The 26,120-nt window shown below is 62.5% G+C and carries 19 protein-coding genes and 1 pseudogene; 7 read left to right on the forward strand and 13 right to left on the reverse strand.

Translation table 11 applies throughout. The features are described 5' to 3' along the window. Nucleotides 1-130 precede the first annotated feature (130 nt). From AEYBE204_RS31955 to AEYBE204_RS31965, 3 genes are all read left to right on the forward strand, one after another. The gene (locus tag AEYBE204_RS31955) at nt 131-964 is read left to right on the forward strand and encodes a pirin family protein (protein ID WP_023462633.1); all 834 of its coding nucleotides are present in this window, start codon (nt 131-133) and stop codon (nt 962-964) included. An 88-nt stretch (nt 965-1,052) separates the two neighbouring features. Beyond that, the gene (locus tag AEYBE204_RS31960) at nt 1,053-1,667 is read left to right on the forward strand and encodes an FMN-dependent NADH-azoreductase (RefSeq protein ID WP_023462634.1); all 615 of its coding nucleotides are present in this window, start codon (nt 1,053-1,055) and stop codon (nt 1,665-1,667) included. Between the two features lie 333 nt (nt 1,668-2,000). Further along, on the forward strand, nt 2,001-2,450 hold the full coding sequence (locus AEYBE204_RS31965; RefSeq protein ID WP_023462635.1) for a hypothetical protein: 450 nt from the start codon (nt 2,001-2,003) through the stop codon (nt 2,448-2,450). 143 nt (nt 2,451-2,593) lie between these two features. Here the strand turns inward: AEYBE204_RS31965 and otsA are convergent, their stop codons facing one another. Genes otsA through otsB form a run of 3 tightly spaced genes read right to left on the reverse strand, consistent with a single transcriptional unit; the run spans nt 2,594 to nt 6,631 of the window. Beyond that, nucleotides 2,594-4,000 (reverse strand): alpha,alpha-trehalose-phosphate synthase (UDP-forming), encoded by a 1,407-nt coding sequence (gene otsA / locus AEYBE204_RS31970; protein WP_023462636.1) that lies wholly within the window; start codon nt 3,998-4,000, stop codon nt 2,594-2,596. Nucleotides 4,001-4,029: 29 nt separating this feature from the next. Next, nucleotides 4,030-5,892 (reverse strand): glycoside hydrolase family 15 protein, encoded by a 1,863-nt coding sequence (locus tag AEYBE204_RS31975; RefSeq protein ID WP_023462637.1) that lies wholly within the window; start codon nt 5,890-5,892, stop codon nt 4,030-4,032. Beyond that, nucleotides 5,885-6,631, reverse strand: a complete 747-nt coding sequence (gene otsB, locus AEYBE204_RS31980) for a trehalose-phosphatase (protein WP_023462638.1) — start codon at nt 6,629-6,631, stop codon at nt 5,885-5,887. The genes AEYBE204_RS31975 and otsB overlap by 8 nt, the downstream gene beginning before the upstream one ends. A 334-nt stretch (nt 6,632-6,965) precedes the next feature. Here otsB and AEYBE204_RS31985 point away from each other — a divergent pair, with 334 nt between their 5' ends. Together AEYBE204_RS31985 and AEYBE204_RS31990 are read left to right on the forward strand one after the other, a co-directional pair. Continuing rightward, nucleotides 6,966-8,540 (forward strand): alpha-N-arabinofuranosidase, encoded by a 1,575-nt coding sequence (locus tag AEYBE204_RS31985; protein WP_023462639.1) that lies wholly within the window; start codon nt 6,966-6,968, stop codon nt 8,538-8,540. A 300-nt stretch (nt 8,541-8,840) separates the two neighbouring features. Beyond that, nucleotides 8,841-11,192 (forward strand): glycoside hydrolase N-terminal domain-containing protein, encoded by a 2,352-nt coding sequence (locus AEYBE204_RS31990; RefSeq protein ID WP_023462640.1) that lies wholly within the window; start codon nt 8,841-8,843, stop codon nt 11,190-11,192. On the opposite strand, the gene AEYBE204_RS31995 is transcribed toward AEYBE204_RS31990, so the two are convergent. From AEYBE204_RS31995 to AEYBE204_RS32020, 6 genes are all read right to left on the reverse strand, one after another. Further along, complete coding sequence (locus AEYBE204_RS31995; protein WP_023462641.1) at nt 11,182-11,658, reverse strand: RES family NAD+ phosphorylase; 477 nt, start codon at nt 11,656-11,658, stop codon at nt 11,182-11,184. The genes AEYBE204_RS31990 and AEYBE204_RS31995 overlap by 11 nt on opposite strands. Continuing rightward, nucleotides 11,655-12,095: an antitoxin Xre-like helix-turn-helix domain-containing protein gene (locus AEYBE204_RS32000; RefSeq protein ID WP_023462642.1), complete on the reverse strand. Its 441-nt coding sequence runs from the start codon at nt 12,093-12,095 to the stop codon at nt 11,655-11,657. Before AEYBE204_RS32000 ends, AEYBE204_RS31995 begins: the two co-directional genes overlap by 4 nt. Nucleotides 12,096-12,163: 68 nt before the next feature. Then, nucleotides 12,164-15,292, reverse strand: coding sequence for an efflux RND transporter permease subunit (locus AEYBE204_RS32005; protein ID WP_023462643.1), 3,129 nt, complete (start codon nt 15,290-15,292; stop codon nt 12,164-12,166). A 254-nt stretch (nt 15,293-15,546) separates the two neighbouring features. Further along, complete coding sequence (locus AEYBE204_RS32010) at nt 15,547-16,176, reverse strand: TetR/AcrR family transcriptional regulator (RefSeq protein WP_023462644.1); 630 nt, start codon at nt 16,174-16,176, stop codon at nt 15,547-15,549. Nucleotides 16,177-16,254: 78 nt separating this feature from the next. Beyond that, nucleotides 16,255-19,044, reverse strand: a complete 2,790-nt coding sequence (locus AEYBE204_RS32015) for an EAL domain-containing protein (RefSeq protein ID WP_023462645.1) — start codon at nt 19,042-19,044, stop codon at nt 16,255-16,257. Between the two features lie 139 nt (nt 19,045-19,183). Beyond that, nucleotides 19,184-19,768 (reverse strand): TetR/AcrR family transcriptional regulator, encoded by a 585-nt coding sequence (locus tag AEYBE204_RS32020; protein WP_023462646.1) that lies wholly within the window; start codon nt 19,766-19,768, stop codon nt 19,184-19,186. Between the two features lie 157 nt (nt 19,769-19,925). Between AEYBE204_RS32020 and AEYBE204_RS32025 the strand changes: the two genes are divergently transcribed. After that, a complete protein-coding gene (locus AEYBE204_RS32025) occupies nt 19,926-21,614 on the forward strand; it encodes an EAL domain-containing protein (protein WP_023462647.1) in 1,689 nt (562 codons plus the stop codon). Between the two features lie 67 nt (nt 21,615-21,681). After that, nucleotides 21,682-22,443, forward strand: a complete 762-nt coding sequence (locus AEYBE204_RS32030) for a hypothetical protein (protein WP_023462648.1) — start codon at nt 21,682-21,684, stop codon at nt 22,441-22,443. Between the two features lie 5 nt (nt 22,444-22,448). On the opposite strand, the gene AEYBE204_RS32035 is transcribed toward AEYBE204_RS32030, so the two are convergent. From AEYBE204_RS32035 to AEYBE204_RS0120400, 4 genes and pseudogenes are all read right to left on the reverse strand, one after another. After that, nucleotides 22,449-23,372 carry an RDD family protein gene (locus AEYBE204_RS32035; protein ID WP_023462649.1) on the reverse strand — a complete coding sequence of 308 codons (924 nt, stop codon included), beginning with the start codon at nt 23,370-23,372 and terminating at the stop codon, nt 22,449-22,451. After that, on the reverse strand, nt 23,356-24,375 hold the full coding sequence (locus AEYBE204_RS32040; protein ID WP_023462650.1) for a stage II sporulation protein M: 1,020 nt from the start codon (nt 24,373-24,375) through the stop codon (nt 23,356-23,358). The genes AEYBE204_RS32035 and AEYBE204_RS32040 overlap by 17 nt, the downstream gene beginning before the upstream one ends. Next, a complete protein-coding gene (locus tag AEYBE204_RS32045; protein WP_023462651.1) occupies nt 24,372-25,700 on the reverse strand; it encodes a DUF58 domain-containing protein in 1,329 nt (442 codons plus the stop codon). The genes AEYBE204_RS32040 and AEYBE204_RS32045 overlap by 4 nt, the downstream gene beginning before the upstream one ends. Before the next feature lie 217 nt (nt 25,701-25,917). Further along, nucleotides 25,918-26,120: pseudogene (locus AEYBE204_RS0120400) on the reverse strand (magnesium chelatase); the annotation flags it as partial.

The raw sequence follows: 26,120 nt of genomic DNA on the forward strand, positions 1-26,120 counted from the left end.
CGTAAACAGGGAAGGATGTAATCGCGACGATCTAAAGCGTTCCACCAAATGCAACACCGTGGTTCGCAATGACAGACTTCTGACAACGGATATAGCGGTCTATATAGACGGTCAAGAAGGAGGCATTCACATGTCTGACTCAATCCGTACCGTTACCCGCCTCGTGCGCGGCATCCCGGCCACCGACGGCGCCGGCGTCAAGCTCAACCGCGTTCTGGGCACGCAGGCCCTGCCCGAAGTCGATCCGTTCCTGATGCTGGATGAATTCCGCTCGGACGACCCCAAGGCCTATATCGCCGGGTTCCCGAACCACCCGCACCGCGGCTTCGAGACCATCACCTATATGCTGGCCGGACGCATGCGCCACCGCGACAACAAGGGCAATGAAGGCCTGCTCGGCCCCGGCGACGTGCAGTGGATGACGACCGCGCGCGGCCTTGTCCACTCCGAAATGCCGGAGCAGGAAAACGGCCTGATGCAAGGCTTTCAGCTGTGGCTGAACCTGCCCGCCAAGGAAAAGATGCTCGATCCGGCCTATCAGGACGTGCCCGCCGCGACCATCCCCGTCATCCGCCATTCGGACGCCTGGGTGAAGCTGCTGGCCGGTTCGTACCAAGGCCAGACCGGTCCGATCCAGTCGCCGACGACGAAGCCTTTCATTGCCGACGTCTCGCTGGACGGCGGGGCCGCGCTCACCGTGCCGACGCCCGAAGGCCATGCCGGTTTCGCCTACGTCTTCGACGGTCAGGCGACCATCGGCGGCCAGGTCGTCGAACGCGGTCAGGCGGCGGTCCTGAGTTTCGGGGCCGATCTGCCGCTGAGCGCCGGGATCGACGGTGCCCGCGTGCTGATCGTTCTGGGGCAACCGCTGAAAGAACCCATCGCCCGCCACGGACCGTTCGTCATGAACACGTCGCAGGAAATCTATCAGGCCTTCGCCGACTATCAGGCCGGAAAGTTTTAATAAATCAGGCAAACCTCTTGCCATCGCTCACAAACTGCATTTATTTATAATCGTAACTGTTACGGTTATAAAATCAAAGGAGATCACCATGTCCAAGGTTCTGATCATCAACTCGTCCATCAAGGGCGAAGGTTCCGTCTCGCGCACCCTCGTCGAGTCGTACAAGGCCGACTTGCTGAAGGCCGATCCCAAGACGACCTTCATCGAAAACGACCTCGGCGTGAACCCGCTGCCGGTCCTGTCGGCCAGCAATATCAACGGCTTCTTCGGCAATATCGGCGAAAGCGTCGAGGCCTCGCAACTGGCCGAAACCGTCGAGGCCCGCGTGTCGGAACTCGAAGCCGCCGATCTGATCGTCATCGGTGCCCCGATGTACAATTTCGGCATGTCGGCCCTGCTCAAGACCTGGTTCGACTACGTGCTGCGCTCGGGCCGCACCTTCCGTTACACCGAAGCCGGGCCGGAAGGCCTCGTCAAGGGCAAGAAGGCCGTGGTCATCGAGACCCGCGACGGCTTCTATTCCGAAGGCGACGCCAAGGCGTTCGACCATCAGGAAGGCCATATCCGCACGCTGCTGGGCTTTATCGGCATCACTGACGTGACCTTCGTGCGCTCGGAAAAGATGGCTTTCGGGCCGGATGCCAAGGCCGCCGCGATCGAAGGTGCGACGAAGGAACTGTCGCAACTGGCCGCTGCCGCTTAATCAACGTCCCCCCAAAACTGCCCCAGCTGGTCGGAGTCATCTCCGACCGGCTTTTTTTGTGTCGAACATCCTGCGTTATACCCCTCCGTCAGTCTGCTTCGCAGCCTGCCCAACGCTTGCGAAAGCTATACTTTCGCTGGCGCTATACCCCACTTCGTAGGGAGGAGGGCGTACTTCCTCCTCCCTATCGAGCGATGAGCGAAGATGGGGACCGGGCCGCCGGTGCGGGTGGCAGCCCGCAGGGCTGACGGAGGGGTACGACGCAGACAATGACAAACGCTCGAACGCGTCAAACTTATCCCCGCCCCTGAAACCTGCGCGCATGATAAGCGCATGTCAGAGATCGCGCTACCCAAGGAACAGTTCACCCCCGACGAGCGCCGGGCGCGGTTGCGCGCCTTCGCCGACCGGATGCTGGTCTGTGCGGAAAAGCTGCCCGATCCGGAAACCCTGCCTGAGATCGAACGCGCGGTGCGCGTCGGTGATCGCATCGAGCGGCTCTATGCTCGTGTTGATGTATCGGAGGCGGCTGCGGCGAAGACGAAGCTTGAGATTTATCAACATGAGGACGCCCTGCAACGCGCGAAAGACGACACCGTGCGTAAGGCCGAACACGCTGCGTTTTGTAAACGCCGCGAACGGATGCGCGACGACGAGATGCTGCGGACCGAGCCGAAACTGGCGCGCAAGTTGATCGAGCAGCGCACCGGTCTTCCGCTGGAGGACTATCTGGCGCAGAGGCGCGTTGAGATGGAAGCCCCATGTGACGAAGATGGCCCTTGATCTTTCCCCTCGCCCCTACGGGGAGAGGGAAGCGCGTAGCGCAGGGTGAGGGGGAAAATGGTAACACCAAGCTCGTAGCTGGCCGTTTCCCCCTCACCCTAGCCGCCACCGGGCACCCGGCTCTCCCCAAAGGGGCGAGGGGATTAGGCTACCGCCTCGACTTCGTGCAGCCTCACCGGCTCGCCCTTCAGACGCGCGACGAAGTCGTTGCGCCACCACACCACGTCGCGGGCCTTGACGTCTTCGAGCAGATCCGCGTGGCGCTGACGGCGTTCTTTCAGCGGCATATGCACGGCTTCCGAAATCGCCTCGGCCATGGCCTGACGGTCGAAGGGGTTGACGATCAGCGCCGCCTTCATCTGCGCCGCTGCGCCCGCGAATTCCGACAGGATCAGCACCCCCGGATCGCGCTCGTCCTGAGCCGCGACGAATTCCTTCGCCACGAGGTTCATCCCGTCGCGCAGCGGCGTCACCAGCCCAACCTGCGAGGCGCGGTAAATCCCGGCCAGCTCATCCCGCCGATAGGCACGGTTGACGTAGCGCACCGGCACCCAGTCGATGGTCGCGTGTTCACCGTTGATGCGCCCCGACAGGCTGTCGAGCCGCGCGCGCAGGTCCTGATAGGTGCCGACCTCCTCGCGCGTCGCGGTCGCGATCTGCATCAGGAAGACCTCGCCTTCCATGCGCGGGTGGTTATTGAGAAACTGCTCGTAGGCGAGAAAACGCTCCTCCAGCCCCTTGGAATAGTCGAGCCGGTCGACGCCGGTAATCATCTTGCGCCCGGCCTGCGAATTGCGCATCAGGTTGTAAAACGCCAGCGCCTTGTCGGAATTGGCCGCCGTAATGAACTCTTCGGCGTCGATGCCGATGGGGAAGGCCGCCGCCTGAATCGTCTTGCCGAAAGCCGTCAGCCGCCCATCAGCATGTAATTCGCCCCCGGCGCAATTGACGACATATTCCTGAAACGCGCTGAGGCTGTCCTCGGTCTGAAATCCGATCAGGTCGTAATCGAACAGGGTTTCAACCAGTTCCATATGCTTGGGCAGGGTCTGAAACACCCGCATGGCCGGCCACGGAATATGCAGGAAGAAGCCGATGCGGTTCTTCACCTCGTGCTCGCGCAGCTTTTGCGCCAGCGGCAGCAGGTGGTAGTCCTGCACCCAGATCAGATCATCCTTCTCGATCAGTGGAAACAGCGTATCGGCAAAGCGCTGATTGACGCGCAGATAGCCCTCGTCATAGGTCCGCTCGAAGGCCACGAGGTCGGTGCGGTAATGGAACAGCGGCCACAACGTCCGGTTGGCGTAGCCGTTGTAATATTCCTGCACGTCCTGTTGCTCCAGATCGGTCAGGGCGACGGTCACCCCGCCGATCTTCTGGATCGACAAATGGCCGGTATAGGTGTCGGTCACCTGCCCCGACCAGCCGAACCAGATACCGTTTTCTTCGCGGAGCGCCGCGGACAGCGCCATGGCCAGCCCCCCCTGCGTACCGACGGCGGTGTCGGCGGGGGGATTGACGCGGTTGGAAACTACGATCAGTCGGCTCATACGGTGTTCCTCAGGGTAAGCATGTACAGTTATCGGATGTCGCGCCACGGTCGGCTGAGTAGCCCGGCGCAGTTAATGATCCCCACCAGCGAATAGGTCTGCGGGAAATTGCCCCACAGGGTGCCGTCCTCATACGACGTGTCTTCCGACAGCAGGCCCGACGGTGTACGCCGCGCCAGCATCTGCCCGAACAGCTCGCGCGCCTCATCTGTACGTCCGGCATAGTGCAGGGCCTCGATCAGCCAGAAGGTGCAGAAATTAAACGCGGTTTCCGGCTCGCCGAAATCGTCGGGCACGGCGTAGCGCAGCATGTGTTCGCCACGACGCAGGCCGGACTCGACGGCTTTCAGTGTCGCCAGATGGCGCGGATCGTCGGGTGTGATGAAACGCAGGTCGATCATTTGCAGCAGGCTGGCATCCAGTTGCGCATGATCGAAACAGGCGCTGAAGGACTGGTCGTCTTCGCTCTCGGCACGCGTTTCGATAGCTTCACGGATCACCTGCGCCCGTTCTTTCCACACGGCGGCGCGCTGCGTCAGACCCAGCGCCACGGCGGCGTTTTCCAGCCGGTCGCATGCGGCCCAGCACATCAGGGCGCTATAGGTATGGATGTTGGACAGCGTCCGGTATTCCCACAGGCCCGCGTCGGGCTTGTCATAGACCTCGAAGGCGCGTTCCCCCATCGCCTCCAGCGCCGTGAAGTCCTCGATCGTGCCGGTACGCAGCAGGCGCTGGTCGAAGAAGGCGTGGACCGAGGACAGGACGATCTGGCCATAGACGTCGTGCTGATGCTGGATATAGGCGAGGTTGCCGACGCGCACCGGCCCCATGCCGCGATAGCCGGGCAGGTCTTCGGCCACCGTCTCGGTCAGGTCCGGCCCGAAGCCGATGCCATAGACGGGCTGGATCGGCCCCTCGCCCGCCTGATCGACGATGTTCCGTAAGTATTTCAGGTAGTTTTCGAGGATATCCACGGCGCCCAGTCGCGTCAGGGCCTGAACTACGTAATAGGCGTCCCTGATCCAGCAATAGCGGTAATCCCAGTTGCGGCCCGAATCCGGCGCTTCGGGGATCGAGGTCGTCATGGCCGCCACGATGGCCCCGGTTTCCTCATAGACGCACAGCTTGAGCGCGATGGCGGCGCGGATGGTCGCGTCCTGCCATTCCAGCGGCAGCGACAGGGTCCGCACCCAGCGCTTCCAGTAGGCGTCGGTCTTTTCCTGCATGTCGCGCACGCCCTGAAGCAGGCCGGTCGAGAAGGATTCGTCGGGGCCGAGGAAGAAGGCATAACTCTCTTCCAGCCGGAAGGTGCGCTCGTTGATCAGATGCGACACAGGGCAATTGGTCGTCAGGCGCAGGTCGGTGTCGGTGCCGAGATAACGGATATGGTTCGAGCCGAACGAATGCGGCGCGCGGGCCTTGCCGTAGTCGCGCATGGGCCGCAGACGGACACGGATACGCGGCGCGCCCGACAGCGGCTTGACGACACGGCACCACGCCACGGGACGGTATTGCCGCTCATGCGCCGTAAAGCGCGGGCAGAAGTCGGTGACCTCCAGCGACGCCCCGTGCCGGTCGGTCAGGACCGTGCGTAGAACGGCGCTGTTGCGTTCATAGGCCTGTTCGCTTGTGGCGAAGTCGATCAGGTCGATGGCCCACAGGCCCTGCGCGTCGTCGCTGTCCGCCGTCACGCCACTGAGCAGGTTGCTGAACATCGGGTCGCCGTCGTAACGCGGGACGCAGGCCCAGACCCAGTTTGCGCGCGCGTCGATCAGGGCCGACACCGTGCCGTTACCAATCAAAGCGAGGTTGAGGTCGTGCGAGGCCGGACGCGGTTGCGGCTGAACCTCGGTGGCGGTTTCAACATGCAGGGATTGCGACTGATCAGGCATGGTGGGCCACGCCGTCTTCGAGCCAGTCGAGCACTGCCGCCACGTTCGGCAGACGGAAGCGCGCCGCCGTTTCGCGCTCCGGCCCGACGAGGATACCGAAACCACCCAGCTCTACCGCGGCCTTGAATGCGTGCTCGTCGGTCAGGTCGTCGCCGACAAAGACCGGCATCCGGCCTTCGAACGGCACCTCGTTCATGAAGGCCCTCAGCGCGTCGCCCTTGTCCGGCCCCGGCGCGCGCAGTTCGGCGACACGATCACCCAGTTGCAGCGACAGGGGCGAGTTTTGCGCGATATTCTGGGTGATGGTGAGGACCATATCCTCGGCTTCGGGGTTGAGGCGATAATGGACGCCGACCGACTTACCCTTGGCTTCGATGAGGACACCGCGTTTTTGTTCGGCCAAGGCATTGAGCACCAGAATCGCCTGATCTAGGGCCTGACGCACCTCGTTGGTAATCAGATAGTCGCGGCGCTCGCCCTCGGCATCGCGGCGCTCCAGTCCGTGGACGCCGGCCACCGCGCGGACGGCGTTTTCGAGGATGTAGTCGACTTCGGAAATGGTGCGACCGCTAAGAATCGCCAGCCGCCCGTCGAGCGCTTTAACGACACGCCGCAAAAGCATGTTGCGGCGCACATCAGGTCCGACGTCTTCGGGACGGGGGCGAATCTGCGCCAGAGTGCCGTCGACATCGAGGAAAAGCGAGACACGGTCCGGCAGAAGTCGGTGCGGGTGGGTCATGATCTTAGCCAGTCTTTACAGGTTCGCATTACGGCTTTGGGGACGATTAACCCCATATCCGACAAGGTAGTGCCGGAGATTCAGCCGGCTTCACTTGGCCCAAAGCGGCGTAAGGAAGCCATTATAAACCCTCCCCTGTTCCGGAGAGCCTTGCTAAACCTAGCCTGTACAGCGATCACATGGGGTCAAAAGCCCGTGACGGGCGCGTTACCGCAGCGCACAATGGATTGCGATCGTTTTCATGGCGGTTACCTGTTTATTGCCCCTTGATTTTCACAAACCGATCAGGCCATATCGACGGCAAATTGTAGGACAATATAAAAGGGAGCGGCCTATGAAATTTACTCCATTCAAGTCTCTGGCACTGGGTGCCTTGATGGCGGCCACCGCCATGAGCGCCACGGCTCAAACCAAGATCGACGCCACTTTGAAGGCCGATCAGCCCGGCGCGGAAATCTCGCGCTATATCTACGGGCAGTTTTCGGAACACCTCGGCGCGGGCGTCTATGAAGGCGTTTGGGTGGGTAAGGATTCGCCTATCCCCAATACGCGCGGCATCCGCAACGACGTCGTCGGCGCGCTGAAAGCGATCAAGGTGCCGGTCATCCGCTGGCCCGGCGGTTGTTTCGCCGACGAATACCACTGGCGCGATGGCATCGGCGATCCCGCCAAACGCCCGTCGCGCAAGAACAACTGGTGGGGCGGTACGCCTGAGTCGAACCAGTTCGGCACGCACGAATTCTTCGATTTCGTCGAACAGGTTGGCACCGACGCCTATCTGTCGGTCAATGTCGGTTCCTCGAACCCGACCGAAATGCGCGAATGGATCGAATACCTGACCTCACCCGGCGACGATACCCTGGCTCAGGAGCGCCGCGCCAATGGCCGCAAGGACCCGTTCAAGGTGCCCTTCATCGGTATCGGGAATGAGTCGTGGGGTTGCGGCGGCAATATGACGCCGGAATATTACGCCAACGAACTGCGCCGCTTCGAGGCCTTCTACCACAAGGGCAAGGACAATTCCGGCGCCCGCGTGGCATCGGGCGCCAACGCCTTCGACACCAACTGGACCGACGTGGTGATGAAGATGGCGACCCGCAACATGGACGCCATTTCGCTGCACTACTATACCCTGCCGACCGCCAACTGGTCCAAGAAAGGCCCGGCGCTGAACTTCAATGAAGAACAGTGGAACTCGACCTTCTATCAGACCTATCGCATGGACGATCTGCTGCAAAAGCATATCGCCGTCATGGACAAGCACGATCCGAAAAAGCGCGTCGGGCTCTATGTCGATGAATGGGGCACCTGGTACGACGTCGAGGCCGGCACCAATCCGGGCCACCTCTATCAGCAGAACACCCTGCGCGACGGCATTGTGGCGGCGGTCAATTTCAACATCTTCCACCACTATACCGACCGCGTGAAGATGACCAATATCGCGCAGACGGTGAACGTCCTTCAGGCTATGATCCTGACCGACAAGGAAAAGATGGCCCTGACGCCGACCTATTACGCGTTTAAAATGTACGTGCCGTTTCAGGATTCGACCGCTATCCCGCTCGACGTGACGGCGCCGACGCTTATCGGCGGCAAGGACAAGGACGGTAAGGACCAGACTTTCCCGGCGTTCAACGTCTCCGCCGCCAAGGCCAAGGACGGTAAGGTCTATATCGGCGTCGCCAATATGAACGCGAAAGAAGGCTATGTGCTGAACATCAACCTCGGCACGCTGAAAGCAAAATCGGTATCGGGTGAGGTTCTCACCGCCGACAAACTCGACGCCCACAACGTGCCGGGTCAAAAGGAAGTCATCGCCCCGGTCGCCTTCAAGGGCGGCAAGATCAAGGGCAGCGTCCTTGAACTGACTATCCCGGCCAAGTCGGTCGTCGTGGTGAAGTTGGACTAAGACCGGTTCACTCCCTCCTCTCTATCGAGCCTTTTGGGCGAAGATGGGGAGGTGCCGAAACGCGCAGCGTTGAGGCGGAGGGGGATAACGCCAAGCTATTCAACGCGCTGTGGATTTCGGAGTCATCCCCTTCCGTCACGCCTTCGGCGCGCCACCTCCCCACGCCAAGGCGCAGGGAGGAGTAAGTAAAGCGGCCCCCGGCAATGTCGGGGGCCGTTTTTGTTTTCACGCTTGCCAATTTCCATGAAAGATAATAACTACCATATATAAATCATACAAATGCCGCAGGGATAGACAATCATGACCGGTTTTAGCCTCAACCGCCGCCACCTGATGATCAGCGCCACGGCGGTCGGCGCGCTGGCCTTCGCCAGCAAGACCACGGCACAAACCCCGCCGCCCTCGCCCTTGCGCCTGTGGTACGACCGTCCGGCGGACGAGTGGGTCAAGGCCCTGCCGGTCGGTAACGGGCGTCTGGGCGGCATGGTCTTCGGCGGCATCGCGGTCGAGCGCGTTCAGATCAACGAAGACACCTTCTACGCCGGATCGCCCTATAATCCGACCAATCCAAAGTCGCGCGAAGGCCTGCCGCAGGTCCAGAAACTGGTCTTCGCGGGCAAATATGCCGAGGCCGAGAAGCTGGCCAATCAGACCCTGATCAGCCAGCCGATCAAGCAGATGGCCTATCAGCCGGTCGGTGACCTGATCATGCTGTTCCCCGGTCTCGACAATACCTCGAAATACGAGCGCAGCCTCGATCTGAGCGAGGGCATCGTGGTGACCGAGTTCAATGCCGGATCGACCCGCCACCGCCGCGAGGTGTTCGTCTCCGCCACCGATCAGGTCATGGTGGTCCGCCTGTCCGGCGACAAGGGCAAGCCGGTCACGGTCGATCTCAGCCTGTCGACGCCGCAAAAAGCCGACATCGAAACCGTCGACGGCGACACCATTGTCATCAAGGGGATCAGCCCGCCCCAGCAGGGCATCGAAGGCAAGCTGCCCTTTGAACTGCGCGCCAAGATCATCGCCCCGTCAGGCACCCTTACCGCGCGCGAAGGCGGGGTCTATGTCAGCGGGACCGAAGACGTCGTCATCCTGATTTCGGCGGCCACTGGTTACATCAAATATAACGACATTTCCGGCGACCCCGCCGCGCGCAATGCCGAAGTCATCACCAAGGCCGCCGCCAAGGGCTATGCGGCACTGCGGGCTGGTCACGCCGCCGACTATAAACGCCTGTTCGGGCGCGTGGCGATCGATCTGGGGAGCGGCGATAATGCCGCCTTGCCGACCGATCAGCGCATCGCCAGATTCAACGAAGGCAGGGACCCCGGTCTGGCCGCCCTCTATGTGCAATATGGGCGTTATCTGCTGATGTCGTCGTCACGCGGATCGCGGCAGCCGGCCAATCTGCAAGGCATCTGGAACGACAAGCTCAATCCGTCGTGGCAGTCCAAATGGACGCTCAACATCAATGCCGAGATGAACTACTGGCCCGCCGAGGCCTGTAACCTGCACGAGACGATGGAGCCCCTGCTGTGTCTGGTCGAAGACCTCAGCGAGACCGGCGCCAAGCTGGCGAAGGACATGTACAACGCGCCGGGCTGGGTGGCGTTCAACAATACCGATGTCTGGCGCGTGGCGACGCCGCCGGACGGCGCGGTGTGGGCGCTGTGGCCGATGGGCGGCGCGTGGCTGCTGCAAAACCTGTGGGAGCCGTGGCTCTATAATGGCGACGTGGCGTGGCTGAAGCGGCTTTATCCCCTGATGAAAGGGGCGTCGGAGTTCTATCTGGCGACCCTGCTGAAAGACCCGAACACCGGCTACATGGTCACCAATCCGTCCAATTCACCGGAAAACAAGCACCCCTTCGGCTCGTCGGTCTGCGCCGGACCGGCGATGGACAATCAGTTGTTGCGCGATCTGTTCGCCCACACCGCCGAAGCGGCTAAGATACTGAAAACCGACGCGACGTTGGCTAAGGCGTGTCTGGCCATGCGCGCCAAGCTGCCGCCGGAAAAGATCGGCAAGGCCGGTCAGCTTCAGGAATGGCAGGGCGACTGGGACATGGAGGCCCCGGACATCCATCACCGCCATGTGTCGCACCTCTATGCGCTCTACCCGTCGGATCAGATTACCGTCGAAGACACGCCGGATCTGGCGAAGGCGGCGCGGAAATCGCTGGAGATTCGTGGCGACGATGCGACTGGCTGGGGTATCGGCTGGCGCATCAATCTGTGGGCGCGGCTGAAGGACGGCAATCATGCACACGACGTCATCAAGCTGCTGCTGCATCCGCGCCGGTCCTACCCCAACCTGTTCGACGCCCACCCGCCGTTTCAGATCGACGGCAATTTCGGCGGCGCGGCGGGGATTGCCGAGATGCTGCTGCAAACCCATCGCGGGCGAATAGAGCTTCTGCCCGCCCTGCCCTCGGTCTGGCCGCAGGGATCGTTCAGCGGCCTTAAGGCGCGCGGCGGGTTTGAAGTGGCGCTCGACTGGCGCGACGGTCAGGTGACGCAGGCGGCGATCAGCTCGGTGCGCGGCGGCAAGACCCGCGTCGTGTGGGGGAAGTCGGCGCTCGATCTGACATTGAGGGCCGGTGAAACGGTTACGCTTAAGGGACAGGCGGGCAAGTTGGTCAGGGCCTGAACCGCTGATCGTAGGTCCATTTGCGCAACTTGGTGACCTTGATGCGCTTGATGTCGGGGTGCTGCGGATTGATCAGGACATTGTATTCTTCAGGCACGATGACCGACGGTACCCGCAGCAGGAGCGAGGCCGCGCTTTTGAGCCAGGCATCGCCCTGATCGAGGCTGACGCGTCCCGCCGGCACCGCATCCCAGCCGACATGGCGTTTGGCATCGAAGGTTTTGGCCGCCGCCCAGACCTCGTCCGGCACGTCGAAATGGGCCAGATAGCGGTTGAACGGCAGGCCTGTGGCATTGAGGTGGACATAGGTTTCCAGACAGGCCAGCGCGATGGTTTCCGACGCATAGACGACGCCCAGACCCTTGCGGTTCCAGCGCCCGCCGGTCGTCTTGGCCCCGGCACCTGAGCGGTCGTCGGCGGTATAGTCCGGCGTATCGGTGGCAATGCGCCACAGATGACGCGTCACGCGTAGGCGCCGCTTTGCGATTGCGCCAGCAGGCTGGAGATCAGGCGCTGCCCTTCGAGGGTGTCGAGATAATCCGCCGGACGCTCGCCACCCAGCGCGGGCAGCGGCTGATCGAGCCAGTGCGCTAACCACTTTGCGGCATCGAACCCGTCGCTGAGGCCGGATTGTTCGACCATGACCTGCACCTGACCGATCAGGTTCGACACGCCCAGTACGCGTTCCGAATCCTCGCTCGACAGGCCCTCGGCGCGCTTGGCCTTGCGGTTGACGGTCGCCATCGACAGGCCGAGCGATTGCAACAGCTTCTCCTGCGGCATGTCCATCAGGCGCGCCATGTCCTTGACCTCGGAGGCCGGGACGCCGTCGCGCACCAGCCGCACGCGCTGCAAAGGGCTGGCGCGGTAGAGGTCGCTGAAATCGAGGGTGCCGTCAGCCATGTCATCGCTCCCCATGCCTTCGCTTGATTGAGCGATAACAATAACTCAAATGAGCAGCAGATGCAAGATCAGGCGTTTTCGGCCTGAACCTCTTTGGCGGCGTTGCCCTTGCGATTGAACACCTTCTGCACCAGCACGAAGAACAGCGGGATGTAGAAGATGGCCAGCAGGGTCGCGGACAAAACGCCGCCGATCAGGCCGGTGCCGATGGCGTGCTGTGCGCCGGACCCTGCCCCGGTCGCCAGGGCCAGCGGCAGGACACCGAAGGTGAAGGCGAACGAGGTCATCAGGATCGGCCGCAGACGGATACGCGAGGCCTCCAGCGTGGCATCGATCAGGCTCTTGCCCTGCTCCTGAAGCGTACGGGCATATTCGACGATCAGGATGGCGTTCTTGCACGACAGGCCGATGGTGGTCAGAAGCCCGACCTGAAAGAAGATGTCGTTGTCGAGCCCGCGCAGCCACGTCGCCAGCAGCGCCCCCAGCACCGCCAGCGGCAGGACCAGAATGACCGAGAACGGGATCGTCCAGCTTTCGTACAATGCCGCCAACAACAGAAAGACGACCAGCACCGACAGGGCATAGAGCGCCGGGGCCTGAGCGCCGGACTCGCGTTCCTGAAGCGACAGGCCGGTCCATTCGATCGCCGTGCCCTGCGGCAGATCTGCGGCCAGTTCCTCGATGGCCTGCATGGCGTGGCCGGACGACACGCCTTCGGCGGGAGCGCCCTGCACACCGGTGGACGGCGAGCCGTTATAGCGCTCCAGCGACGGCGCACCCGACTGCCAGCGCGTCGAGCCGAAGGCCGAGAACGGCACCATCTGGCTGTCCTTGTTGCGCACGTACCAGCGGTTCAGGTCTTCGGGCCGCATACGATACGGAATATCGGCCTGCACATAGACGCGCTTGACGCGGCCGCGGTCGATGAAGTCGTTGACGTAGGAACCGCCCCACGCTGCCGACAGCATGGCGTTGATGTCGCTGACGCTGACGCCCATAGCCCCGGCGGCGGTCTTGTTGATGTCGATCTTGAGCTGCGGCGTAATGTCCTGTCCGCCCGACCGGACGGAGCCCAGACGCGGATCGTCACCGGCGCGGCGGATAAGGTCGTTGCGCGCCGCCAGCAGGGCCTGCGCCCCGACGCCGCCGACGTCCTTGATGACGAAGGAGAAACCGGACGCATCGCCCAGAGAACGCACGACGGGTGGCTGAACCGGGATGATGCGGGCGCTACGGTATTCGGGCTTGGCGAATTCCTTGCGGGCGCGCTCGATCACCGCCGGGACGCGCAGGTCCGAGGTCTTGCGCTCCTCGAACGGTTTCATGCGGATATTGACCTGCCCCTGGTTCTGACCGTTGGTACCGGAGCGGGCAAAGACGTAGCGCGCGGTCGGATCCTTGGCCAGATAGGCCTCGACCTTCTTGACCACCTCGTTGGTGACATTGCCGGTCGTGCCGACGGGAAGCTGGATCTGGGTCTGCATGAAGCCCTGATCCTCGTCCGGCAGGAACGAGGTCGGCAGGACGTGGAACATCATGGCGCAGGCAACGATCACTGCGCCGTAGACGGCCAGATAGCGCAGCGGCTTGGCCACAATACCGCCGATCGTGCGCATATAGCCGTGGCTGGCCTTGTCGAACCAGCGGTTGAACCAGCCGAAAAAGCCTTTCTTTTCCGCATGGTGATCGCGGTCCACCGGCTTGAGCAGGGTGGCGCAGAGCGGCGGCGTCAGGATCAGGGCTACGATGACCGACAGGCCCATCGCCGAGACGATGGTGATCGAGAACTGACGGTAGATGATACCCTGCGTGCCGCCGAAGAAGGCCATCGGCACGAACATCGCCGCCAGAACCAGGCCGATCCCGATCAGAGCGCCGGTGATCTCGTCCATCGATTTGCGCGTGGCGTCCTTGGGGCTCAGGCCCTCCTCGTGCATGACGCGCTCGACGTTTTCCACGACCACGATGGCGTCGTCGACCAGCAGCCCGATGGCCAGCACCAGCCCGAACATGGTCAGAAGGTTGATCGAGAACCCGGCAGCGGCCAGAATCCCCAGCGTCCCCAGAAGCACGACCGGCACGGCGATGGTCGGAATGAGCGTCGCGCGCCAGTTTTGCAGGAACAGGTACATGACCACGAAGACCAGAACGATGGCTTCGATCAGGGTCTTCACCACCTCGTGGATCGACAGCTTGATAAAGTCGGTCGAGTCGTTCGGGATAGCGTATTCGATGTTTTTCGGGAAGTTCTTAGACAGGGTCTCCATCTCGGCCTTGACCAGATCGGCGGTCTTCAGCGCGTTGGCGCCGGTAGCGAGGTTGATGACGATGCCGGTCGCGGGCTTGCCGTTGATGCGACTGAGTTGATCGTAGCTCTGCTGCCCCAGTTCGACGCGGGCCACGTCGCGCAGGTAAACCGTGGCGCCGGAGGTATCGCTCTTGATGATGATATTGGCGAATTCGGCGACCGTGGTCAGGCGCGACTGAGACGTTATGGTGGCGTTGAGCGCGATATCCTGACTGATCGGCTGGGCGGCCAACTGACCGGCGGAGACCTGCGCGTTCTGGGCGCGGATGGCGGTGACGATGTCGGCCGGCGTCAGATTATAGCCCACAAGCTTGTCCGGATTGAGCCAGATGCGCATGGCATAGCCCGACCCGAAGACGTTGGTTTCCCCGACGCCGTCGACGCGGGCCAGAGTGTCCTGAATATTGGTCACCAGATAGTCGCCGAGGTCGGCATTGGTCAGCGAGCCGTCGGAGGAGAAGAGCGAAAAGACCAGAAGCTGGTTATTCGAGGCCTTGTTGACGCGGACGCCTTGCGTCTGCACGTCCTGCGGCAGGCGGTTGATGACCGACTGCACCTGGTTCTGGACCTGAACCTGCGCGGTGTCGATGTCGGTACCCGCTTCGAAGACGAGGGTGACGTTGGCCGAGCCGTTGTCGGACGAGGTCGCCGACATGTATTTCAGCCGGTCGAGGCCGGTCATGCCCTGCTCGATGATCTGGGTCACCGAATCCTCGACGGTCTTCGCCGAAGCGCCGGGATAGGAGGCGTTGACGCGCACCTGCGGCAGGGCGATGTCGGGGTATTGTTCTACAGGCAGGGTGCGTATCGACAAAAGGCCGGCCAGCATGATGACGATGGCTACGACCCAGGCAAAGATGGGACGGTCGATGAAGAAACGCGAAAGCATGGCTGTCCTTTATTCCGGTCCCTCAAACCTGCGGGAAGGTTTTGGTATGAGGTTCTTTTGTCAGGGCATTTTACCGCTGGCAAGTCGAAACTGACGCCGGACGGTAGGGTTCACGCGATCGAAAAAAGGGGTCACGGGCGTCAGAGAGGGGTGCGCCCGTGACCAGATCAGGATGTGCACCAGTCAGAGTTACGCAAGGCGAACGGCATTCCGTCGCGGAAAAGGTGTTTTTTGCCTAAAAACCCGCGTTCTTTTTAAGCGGCGTGTACGGCATGGGCGGTCATGAAGACGCGCACGGCGTGGCTCACCCGGCGTTCGATCTCGGCGTCGTCGGGATGGGCAGGCAAGTTGAACAACCGGCGCATGTTCAGATCGCCGAACAGCATGCCGGAAAAGGCCTCGGCGGCGACAGGGGCATCGGGCGCGCAGATGTGACCACGATCATGGGCATCCTGAATCAGGCGTATCATGCGGATGCGCCCCTTCCCCGGCCCGGCCTCGTAGAACCGTTGCGCCAGTTCGGGATTGCGACGGGACTCTTCGATAACCAGCAAACCGGCCTGAGACAGTTCCTCGCAGCCCAGAAAGCGCAAGGCGCCCGTGCCGATGACGGTCAGAGCTTCGGAGAGATTGTCGGGATCGGCACTGAACTCGACCAGCTCGTGCAGCCGCTGACACAGGTCGGCGATATAGGCCTCCAGCAGGTCTTCCTTGGACGGAAAATAGGTGTAGAGGGTGGTCTTAGAGCCGCCGACCTGTGCGGCGATGGCCGACATGGTGGTCGCGGCAAAGCCGTCGCGGAAAAACGCATCGCGGGCGATTTCGAGAATACGCTTACGCCGTTCGACCGCCGTTGACGGCGTGCCGGTTACTGTACTGGTCATCCTGCCCCTCCGAAGGCGGCGGCATAGCATAGTTCTTTTAGAAGACCAACGCCTTTTACCCTATATTTTCTGTGGCTTTTACGCGCTGCGAGCGATCTTGTCCGGGGCTTCATCCGGAACGAGCGCCGCCGGTCGGCCGAAATAGTAACCCTGCGCCTCGTCGCAGCCTTCCGACCGCAGCAGTTCGAGCTGGGTCAGAGTTTCCACGCCTTCCGCCAGTACCGGTACCTGCAAGCTTTTACCCAGGGCCAGAATGGCGCGGATGATGGCGCGCGCCTGAGGACTGTGTTCGGCCTCCATCAGGAAGGAACGGTCGATCTTGATCTTGTCGAAGGGGAATGAATTGAGCGTATCGAGCGACGAATAGCCCGTACCGAAATCGTCGATGGCGATGGTTACCCCCAGCGCCTTGATCTGACGCAGGATGTGCAGGGCGCGGGCCTTGTCGCCGATGATGGTCGATTCGGTGATTTCCAGCTCCAGACGCCGCGGCGAAAGTCCGGTCTCGATGAGGATCGAATGAACCATATGCACCAGATCGACGTGCCCCAGTTGCACCGGCGACAGGTTGACGGCGATCTTGGCCTGATTGTTCCAGCGCGCGGCCTCCGCACAGGCGGTGCGCAGGACCCATTCGCCGATATCGAGGATGGCCCCGCATTCTTCGGCCACCGGGATGAAGTCGACCGGGCTTACGTGACCGCGTTCGGGGTGTTTCCAGCGCAGCAAGGCCTCGTAGCCGGTAATCTCCTGCGTATCGACGGCCTTCTGGACCTGATAGTGGACGGTGAATTCGTCGCGGGCGATGGCCTGCCACAGGTCCTTGGCCAGGGCGCGGCGGTCGCGGGCGGCTTCGTCCATGCGGGCTTCGTAGAAGCAGACGTTTTCGCTCTGACTGGATTTGGGGCTCGACTTGGCGCGATAGAGCGCCAGATCGGCATTGTTCATCAGGCTTTCGCGCTGGGCGGCATCTTCGGGATAGATGGCCACGCCGACCGATCCGCCGGGGGCGACCTCGAAGCCGTCGAGATCGATCGATGCGTTCAGCGCCGTCTGGAGGCGCGCAATGAAGTCGGTCAGGTCGCGCGTCTCGGTAAAGCGTTTGACGCAGGCGAATTCGTCGCCGCCCAGACGGGCCGTGAACTCGGCTTCGCCGCAGATGCCGCTCAGGCGGTCGGCGATGGTTTTCAGCACCTGATCTCCTGCCGCATGACCGCGCAGATCGTTGATTTCCTTGAAGCGGTTGAGGTCGATGGCGATGGCTGCGACCTTCTGACCCTGGCGCGCCGCCCGCTCCAGATCCTGATCGAGATGAGCGTTGAAGTGCTCGCGGTTGGGCAAGCCCGTCAAACCGTCGTGGCGAGCCATATGCGCGATGCGCGCCTCATCGCGGCGGCGCTCGGTGATATCGTCATAGGTCGAAACCCAGCCGCCATCGGGCATGGGCCGGTGCGACACCGACAGGACGACCCCGCCGGCCTCGATGATCATGCTGCCGCCGCCGGGTTGGTCGATCAGGGCCCGGTGCGCCCGATAACGCTCTTCGATCATCTCCGGCGATGCGCCGCGCGCCTGCATGATGCGGATCACCTGATCGCGGAACAAAACGCCGGGCACAACCTTTTCGGGGTCGGAATTGAAGATTTCCATCACGCGCGGATTGGCCAGAATCAGGCGTTCTTCGGCATCATACAGGCACAGGCCCTGCGACATGTGGCGCAGCGCCGTGTCGAAATTGTGCGTCGTCTGACGCAGGCGTTCGCGGTCGGCCTTGGTCTGGGTGACGTCGCGGGTGATCTTGGCGAAGCCGAGCAGCCGACCGTTCGGCTCGAACATCGGGGTCAGGACGACGTGCGCGTAGAAGTGCGAACCGTCCTTGCGCACACGCAGCGCCTCTTCTTCGAAACGCCCCTGCTCGACGGCGGTTTGCAGGGCGCGTTGCGGTTTACCGGCGCGGCGCTGGGCTTCGGGATAGAAGACCTCGAAGCCTTGCCCGACGATTTCCTCGGCGCTGTAGCCTTTGAAGCGCTGGGCGGCGGTGTTCCAGTTGCTGACGCGGCCATTCGGATCAAGCATGTAGATGGCGTAGTCCTGAATGGCATCGACCAGCGCGCCGAAATGCCGCTCATTGGCCTCCGCCAGATCCTCCAGCTTCTGACGGTGCAGGATGGTCGCGGCACAGAGGCCGAGGACCGCCAGCGCCACGGCGGCGATCGTCAGGGACATGCTGTCGGGCGACAGGGTCAGGCCGCTCAGTTGACGCGTCGGATCGGCGATCATGTTTATCGCGCCCATGCCGGTGAAGTGATGGCCGACGATGCCGAGCACCAGCAGACCGGCCCCGGCCCACAGACCGTGCTTCGCCTCGCTGGTGGCTACAGACAGCGAGGCGGCGCCGAACGCCATGCCGAGCAGGATGGAGACGGCCACCAGATCCTTCGCCCAGTGGATATGGGCCGGAACCTCCAGCGCCAGCATGCCCGTATAGTGCATGCCCGCCACCCCGAGCCCGACCAGCGCCCCGCCGACGGATCGCCACACAAGCTTCGATTCCATCGCCGCCAGACCGATACCCGCGGCGGTGATCGTCACGGCGACGACCAGAGAGACCAGAGTGTTCACAAGATCGTACCCTGCGACGACGCCGGGATCGTAGGCCATCATGGCGATGAAGTGCGTCGCCCAGATCCCGAAACCGGTGGCGGCACCCGCCGTCAGCACCCAGCGCATCCGCTCGCCGCTCGCGCTTTTCTTCGCCCGCCGCACTAGCGTCATGGCGGTAAGCGACGCCGACACGCATACGACGGCGGCCAGCAAGACCAGCGCCCAATTGTGCTGATCGCGCAGGCAGGTGAGTACTCTGAACATGGTTACGGTATCCGGCAGACAGAATTTATGCACGTGAGACTCACGCGCGTACCGTAATTTCCAATATATTGATTTCTTTTGGGTTAAGGAATTGGCAACCGGTGATTGCGCCGCCCTTCGCGCCGGATATAAACCCGGCTTACTGCGGCAGGGTTTTGCTGAGCAACCGTTTCAGTTGTATCTGTTGCAGGCTGCGTTCGGCGGCGGCGCGGGCGCGGCGGGCCGGGTGTTCCTGCGGCGCGCGAACCGTGGCGATCATCGCGCCCTCGTACAGCAGCAGCCATTCGTGCGACAGGACTTCGGCCATGTCGGCGAAATCGGCGGCGCGCAGCAGAGCTTCGAACCATTCGCGCATCTGACGCCGCGCCAAAGCGACCATAGCGGTCACGGCGGCCTTGTCTTCACCCAATTCGATCAGGGCCGTGATCAGCAGATCGCCGCGAAAGCCATTGTCCCCCGCCAGAACCTCGAACACCGCCAGAGGCCGGCTTTTGTCGTCGCTTTCCTCGACCTTCATCTTGAGGGCCGCGAATTGCGACACGTGCCAGCCTTCGAGGCAGGCCAGAACCAGATCGTCCTTGGACGGAAAATGGCGGTAGAAGCTGGCCTTGGCGACGCCGGACGCGGCGATGATGCGGTCGATGCCGGTGGCCTTGAAGCCCGACGCAGCAAATAATGGCAGGGCCGTCTGTAAAATACGATCCTTGACGCCGGGCTTGTTCATATCCGTCCCCTGTATGATACCACGCTCGATAGTGACAGACTTGTCTGTCTTGTCAATCGTCATATAACACGCCTACGCAGAGGCTTTATTAAACTTTATCTGGTTAAATCATGAGGATACCGGCGCACCCGACTTGCGCGCCGGACACGAGGACGGAATGCCCCATCGCGTAGATGACTACAAAGCACAACGCGACCGCTATATTGCCTTTTCTCTGGCGGCGGCCGATTTACTGATTGAAATCAACGCCGAAGACCGCATTGTGCGCACCGTCGGGGCCACCAATGCCCTGTTGAGCGGCACGGCCCAGAGCCTGAAGCAAAAGCCCGTCACCGACCTGTTCCCCGCTTCCGAACGCGCCCTGATTTCGCGCCTGCTGAAGCGCGCCCGCGATATCGGGCGGCTGGACCCGGCCACCGTCAGGCTGCAACCCGAAGACCGCAAGGCCATGCAGGTCAATCTGGGCGCCTGTTATCTGCCCGGCCCGGACAATAACCCCGGCTATACCTATGTGACGGTCACCGTGCTGTCGGATATGCTGGCCCGCGCCCTGCCCGACCGCGACGATGTCAGCGGCCTGATCAGCGCGGGCGATTTTCAGCACATGGCCGCCAAACAGATCAAGCCGACCGATCCGGATTCCGGCGCGGCCATGCTGCGCGAAATGCAGCTTGTCCGCCTGAACGGCCTGAGCGGGGCCATGGAAAATATGCCGCAATCGCGGTCGGAGCAATTGATGGGCGAAATCGGCGCCTTGCTGCGGGCCTCGTCCGGCCCCAGCGGTCTGGCGGCGCAACTCGGCGACGACGAGTTCGGTATTCTCGCCGCCCCTGACGCCGACGGAAAGGCCGAAGCGCAACTCAATGCCGATATCGGTCAGGCGCTGAGCAAGGCGGGAATCCGCGACGGTGCGGTGTCGCCGTCGGTCGTCACCCTGTCGCTCGATACGGCGCATCTGGACGAGGAAAGCGTCGCCAAGGCCCTGTCCTACGTGATGGACAATTTCACGAAGAACGCCAGCATCGACGCGCGCGGGTTACAGGCCTGCCTCAGTGCGGCCATGACCGCCGCCGTCGATCAATACGCGAAGGTCAAGGCGGTGCTGGCCGCCGGTCAGTTTGCCCTGCATTTTCAGCCGGTCGTTGACCTGAAAACCCGCGATGTCCAGCACTACGAAGCCCTGTTGCGTTTCACCGGTGGCATGGACGCGTTCGACACGGTGCGTTTTTCCGAGCAGGTCGGGCTGGCGATGGAGTTCGACCTGGCCGTCTGCGCCAAGGGCATCGAGGCCCTGCACCTCTATCCGGCGGAGTCGATCGCGGTCAATCTGTCGGGCCTGTCGGTGCAGGACGCGCAGTTCCGTGACCGCCTGAGCGGCATGTTGCGCAACGTTCCGTCCCTGCGCGGGCGGCTGATGTTCGAACTGACCGAATCGCATCTGGTCGAGAACCTCGATGAGGCGGCCAGTTTCCTCGCCGATGTACGCCGTCGCGGATTCAAGATTTGCCTCGACGATTTCGGTGCCGGGGCTGCGGCCTATAATTACCTGCGCCGGTTCGATGTCGATTTCATCAAGATCGACGGGCCGTTCCTGAAAACCGCTCTTACCCATCCGCGCCAGAAGGCCCTTATCCACTCGATCAGTGTCCTCAGCAAGGAGCTGAAATGCGCCTGCATCGGGGAAATGATCGAGAACGAGGACATCGCGCGGCTGGCGCTCGATCTGGGCATCGAACACGGTCAAGGCTGGCTGTTCGGCAAGCCCGCCGCGACGATCCCGCCGCGCAACAACGCCATCGCCCATGCCATCGCCCGCCGCAAGGGCGCGAAGGACTGTTGGGGTTAAAGCGCTTGTCATCAAGCGCAGCGTGGTGTTACCTCTACCCTGAGGGTTGGTCATTCAGGGGGATGTCATGAAATTCACGATCGGTAATGTCTTCAGCCGTGCCTTCGATCTGATGGGCCGGCATTTCGCGCTGATTTTCGGCATGGCCATCGTCACGGTCGGTATCCCGACCTTTGCGTTCAGCGCCTATCTGGTCGAAATACTGGGTCAGGCACCGCTCGATACGGACGGCTTCGGATTCACCCTGCCGACCGGCAGCTCAGCCGGGCTCGTACTGGGTCTGGTGTCCATCATTCTGTCCCTGATCAACTATTCCATGCTGACCGAACTGGCGGTGACGGGTCTGGTCGGGCGTAAATTCGAGCTCGGCGCGGCCATCGGTCGGGCCTTTGCCAATATCCTGCCGCTGATCGTCATCGGTATAATCTATTTTCTGGCGGTTGCCGTCGGTATGATCCTGCTCATCATCCCCGGCATCATCATCATGGTCGCGATGAGCCCCTGTTTCGCCATCTATATCGCCGAGCGCGGCATTGGCATTACCGGCGCCGTGTCGAAAAGCTGGGCGTTGACTGAAAACCATCGCTGGGCGTTGTTTTTCATCAGCCTTCTGGTCGGAATCGCCACCGGCATCCTGTCGAATATCGTGCAGGCGCCGTTCCTGTTCATGTCGGCCAGCCTGTCGCCAACGCTCTTTCTGGGCCTGACTACCCTGGTCGGCGTCGCGGTCAACGCGATTACCCTGGTGTTCAGCGTCACCTGCTACGTCCTTCTGCGCGAAAGCAAGGAAGGCAAGACGCCAGAATCCGCTGCCGACGTGTTCGCCTGACGGGATCACACCGTCGGATCGAACTTGTCTTTCCGGCGGCGGCCCATCAGCATCCGACCTTCCAGATGTGCCCGCAGTGCCGCGTAATAGGCGCGCAGGAACGACTCGTCCGACGGCATATCCGCCTCGGCCTTCGGCCCGGTCCAGTCGATGCGCGCCTTAATGCGGGCGGCCACGGCCTGCATGGTCGAGGCGCGGCGCTCGCGCAACACCTCCTCCAGCACGCCCAGTTCCTTTTCGCCATAGGCCGCGACCTGTTCGGGCGTGAACACGAGCCACGACGAAACGGCGGCCTGATCGACCAGGTCGAAACTCAGGGCTTCGCGCGGCACGTGGACGACGCGCGTCCCGCCGAGAAAGTCGCCCAGCCGAGCCTTGGCCTTGTTGAACAACGGCAGGAGCGCCAGCCCCAGCGCCCACAGAAACGCGATCAGCCCCAGCCAGCCGCCCCCCGCCGCCGCCTGAACCGACAGGGTCAGGGGCAGGAACAGCTCGACTTCGCGCAGGGCATTGCGGGTGATCACCGCGGCGGGCGTCAGGTGACCGCCGTCGTGCGAAATGACGCGAATTTTCATCACGCGCTTGCCCGGCGTCGCAGCGCGCGGCCCCATCTCGAAGAACATGAAATAGCCCGTCCGCGCGAAGAACAGCGTCAGGACGAAGATGACGCCCATGATCTGCCAGAACGGATGATCGGGTTGCGTGATACGCAGGTCTTCCAGCGGCAGCAGGACGAAGATGAGGATCAGGGCGACCGGGATCAGGGCCATGATGATCAGATCGATCAGCAGCGCTCCCAGCCGCGTCCCGAACGACGCCGTGCGGAAGCTGAGCCTGACGCCTTCGGGGGTGGTGACGCTGGTCGTCGGCCCCTCGCTTTGCGGCACGCTGCCGCCCTTCATCAGGTCCTGTTTAGGCTTTTTGGCCATCGTCCGCCCCCTTCCGGTCGCGTCCAAGCCCCAGATAATAGACCAGCCACCCCACCAGCATCGTGCCGCCGAAGGCATAGCGCAGTACGGTATCGGTGATGGTCTGACGGCCGATGCCTTCGATGAGCCCGGCGATGATCAGCATCAGCATGGCCCCCAGCATCACCGTCCCCGCCGTGCGGCCGGCACTGGCCAGAGCCGCCTTGCGCGTCAGGTGACCGGGGAACATCAGCCGCCGCGCGAGATGGAACCCTGCCCCGCCGCCGATGATGATGGCCATGATCTCGGTCGTGCCGTGGATCGACAGCCAGGCGGCGAAGTCGATCCCCAGACCCTTCGTCGTAAAGAGCCACATCATGGCCCCCAGCATCATGCCGTTATAGATCATCAGGAAGGCCGTCGGCACGCCGCCGATGACGCCGACGGCAAAGGCCAGCAGGGTCACCCGCGTATTGTTCGACATGAGGAAGGCCGAAAAGACGGCCAGAGGCGTATCTCCGTCGCCGCCCAGGGTCTTGCGCAGGTCTTCGGTCGTCGCCGAGGTGTCGCGGCCCTGCGCCGACTGGCCCAACAGCGCATTGTACCAGCTGGGGTCGAAGGCGCACATCAGCCAGCCGCCCAGCGCCCCCAGAAAGAAACAGGCAAAGGACAGCCACATCTCGATGCCGAGCGTGCGAAAACTCTGCGGCAGGCTGCGCAGGAAAAAGCCTTTGACGACCTGCCACGGACGGGCATGGGCACCGTACATATAGACATAGGCGCGGCCGCACAGGGCCTGAAGATAGGTGATCAGGTTGCGGTCGAGCGAGATCGACTGCGCCATCGACAGCGACGACACCGTGGCGCGGTACAGCACCGGCAGTTCGAGCAGTTCCTCGGTCGTGAAGCTGCCCACCTGCCCTTTTTCGGCGCGATCCACCTGACGCGCCAGAGCGCGCCATTCCTTTTCGCGCGTTTCGCGGAATTTCTGGCTCTTGAGTTGCAGCGGCGGCGTGTCGCTCACAGCCGGTCCTCCCGTTTCAGTTCGAGGTATTTCAGCACCACATGCACCGCCATGGCTTCGGTCGTCGCCTCCAGCACCTCGATCCCCATGCGTCTGAGCGTCGCATAGACCGTCTCGCGCCGGTTGAGCAGCCGCCGCGCGAAGATGGCGCGCGTTACGTCGTCGGCCTCGTGCGGCACGTCGGCAGCCAGACCTTCCAGCACCTCGTCGCGGAAGGCCACAAACACGATCAGGTGCTTTTTCGACAGGCGTTGCAGGGACTCGACCATCAGATCGGCGCTGATCTCGTCGATGAAGTCAGTGAACAGGACGATCAGCGACCGCCGCCCGATCTTCGAGCCCAGATCGGCCAGGGCCAGCGTGTGGTTCGATTCCTCGGCCACGTCGTCGAGGCCCGACAACTGCGCCTTCAGCCCCTCGAAAGCATTGGTCCCCGACAAGAGCGGCGCGTTGTGATAAGGCCGCGCGGCAAAGGCGAAGCTGCGCACATTGTCGCCGACTTTTAACGCGCAATAGCCGAGCAGCAGACCGGCATAGAGGGCGCGGTCGATCTTCTTGATGTTGAGCAGCGGTTCGCCCATCAGACGCCCCGTATCGAAGGCCAGTACGATATGGTGGTTGCGCTCGGTCTGGAATTCGCGTGACAGCAGTTTCAGGTGCCGCGCCGAGGAACGCCAGTCGATGCGTCGGTGATCCTGCGACGAGTCGTATTCGCGCAGGGCATGGTATTCGGAACCGTTGTGAAGCTGGTTCTGCACGCGGATGCCGTACACCGAGTCCCGCGAAAACAGCGCCGAGGCGTCCTGTTGCACGCCTTCCAGATCGGGCGTAACGACAAGGTGCCAGTCGAGCGGGATCACCCGCTGCACGTAACCGAGCCCCAGCCAGCCGCTCCAGCGCACATGGGCGGCCTCGACCGCCGCCGCGCCGCGCGATGACGCACGCAGCGGCAGGTCGCCTTTGAAGTATCCGTTGTCGTCCGGCATCAGGGTGACGCCTGCCTGCGGCGTTTTCAGTCGCGCCGTAATGCCCCAGCGGACGTCCAGTTTAGCCGGGCCCCTGCTTGATGAATTGGGGCCCTTGAAGCTGAGGGCATAGGGAAACACATAGTCGCGTCCGACGCCGATCCGGCGCGGCAGAGGCACATCGAGTTTCACGCGTGAAGGCACCGGCGCGAAGACGCCCTCGAACAGGGCGCTGAGGATCAGGACCACCATCGCGACCGGCGCCACCCACCACAGGGCGGGCGCGACGAAGACCACACCGCTGCCCAGAAGGACACCGGCGATCATCAGCCAGATCAGTCGCGGGGTGGGATAGATCATGGGTACACCACCCTATCTACTCCCCCAGCTTGCTGGGGGAGGTGGATTTTGTCACGAAGTGACAAAAGACGGAGGGGGGCTCGTGTAGGCGACAAAGAAAACCTGGCTAGCCCTTGTATACGCTGAATAACCGCGCAGGCCCCCACCACCCCGCCCTTCGGGCGCGGTCCTCCTCCCCAGCAAGCTGGGGAGGTATAAGAAAGGGCTGACCTTATCCTCATCTCGGAATCTCGATGCGTTCGAGAAGGGTCTGCAAGACGCCGTCGACCGTCTGGCCTTCGATTTCGGCTGCCGGGGCCAGCAACACGCGGTGGCGCATGGCGGGCAGGTACAGCGCCTTGATATCGTCGGGCAGCACATAGTCGCGGCCATCGAGCGTGGCACGCGCCCGCGCCGCGCGGGCCAGCAGCGCCCCCGACC

The organism is Asticcacaulis sp. YBE204 (assembly GCF_000495855.1).
GTDB lineage: Bacteria > Pseudomonadota > Alphaproteobacteria > Caulobacterales > Caulobacteraceae > Asticcacaulis.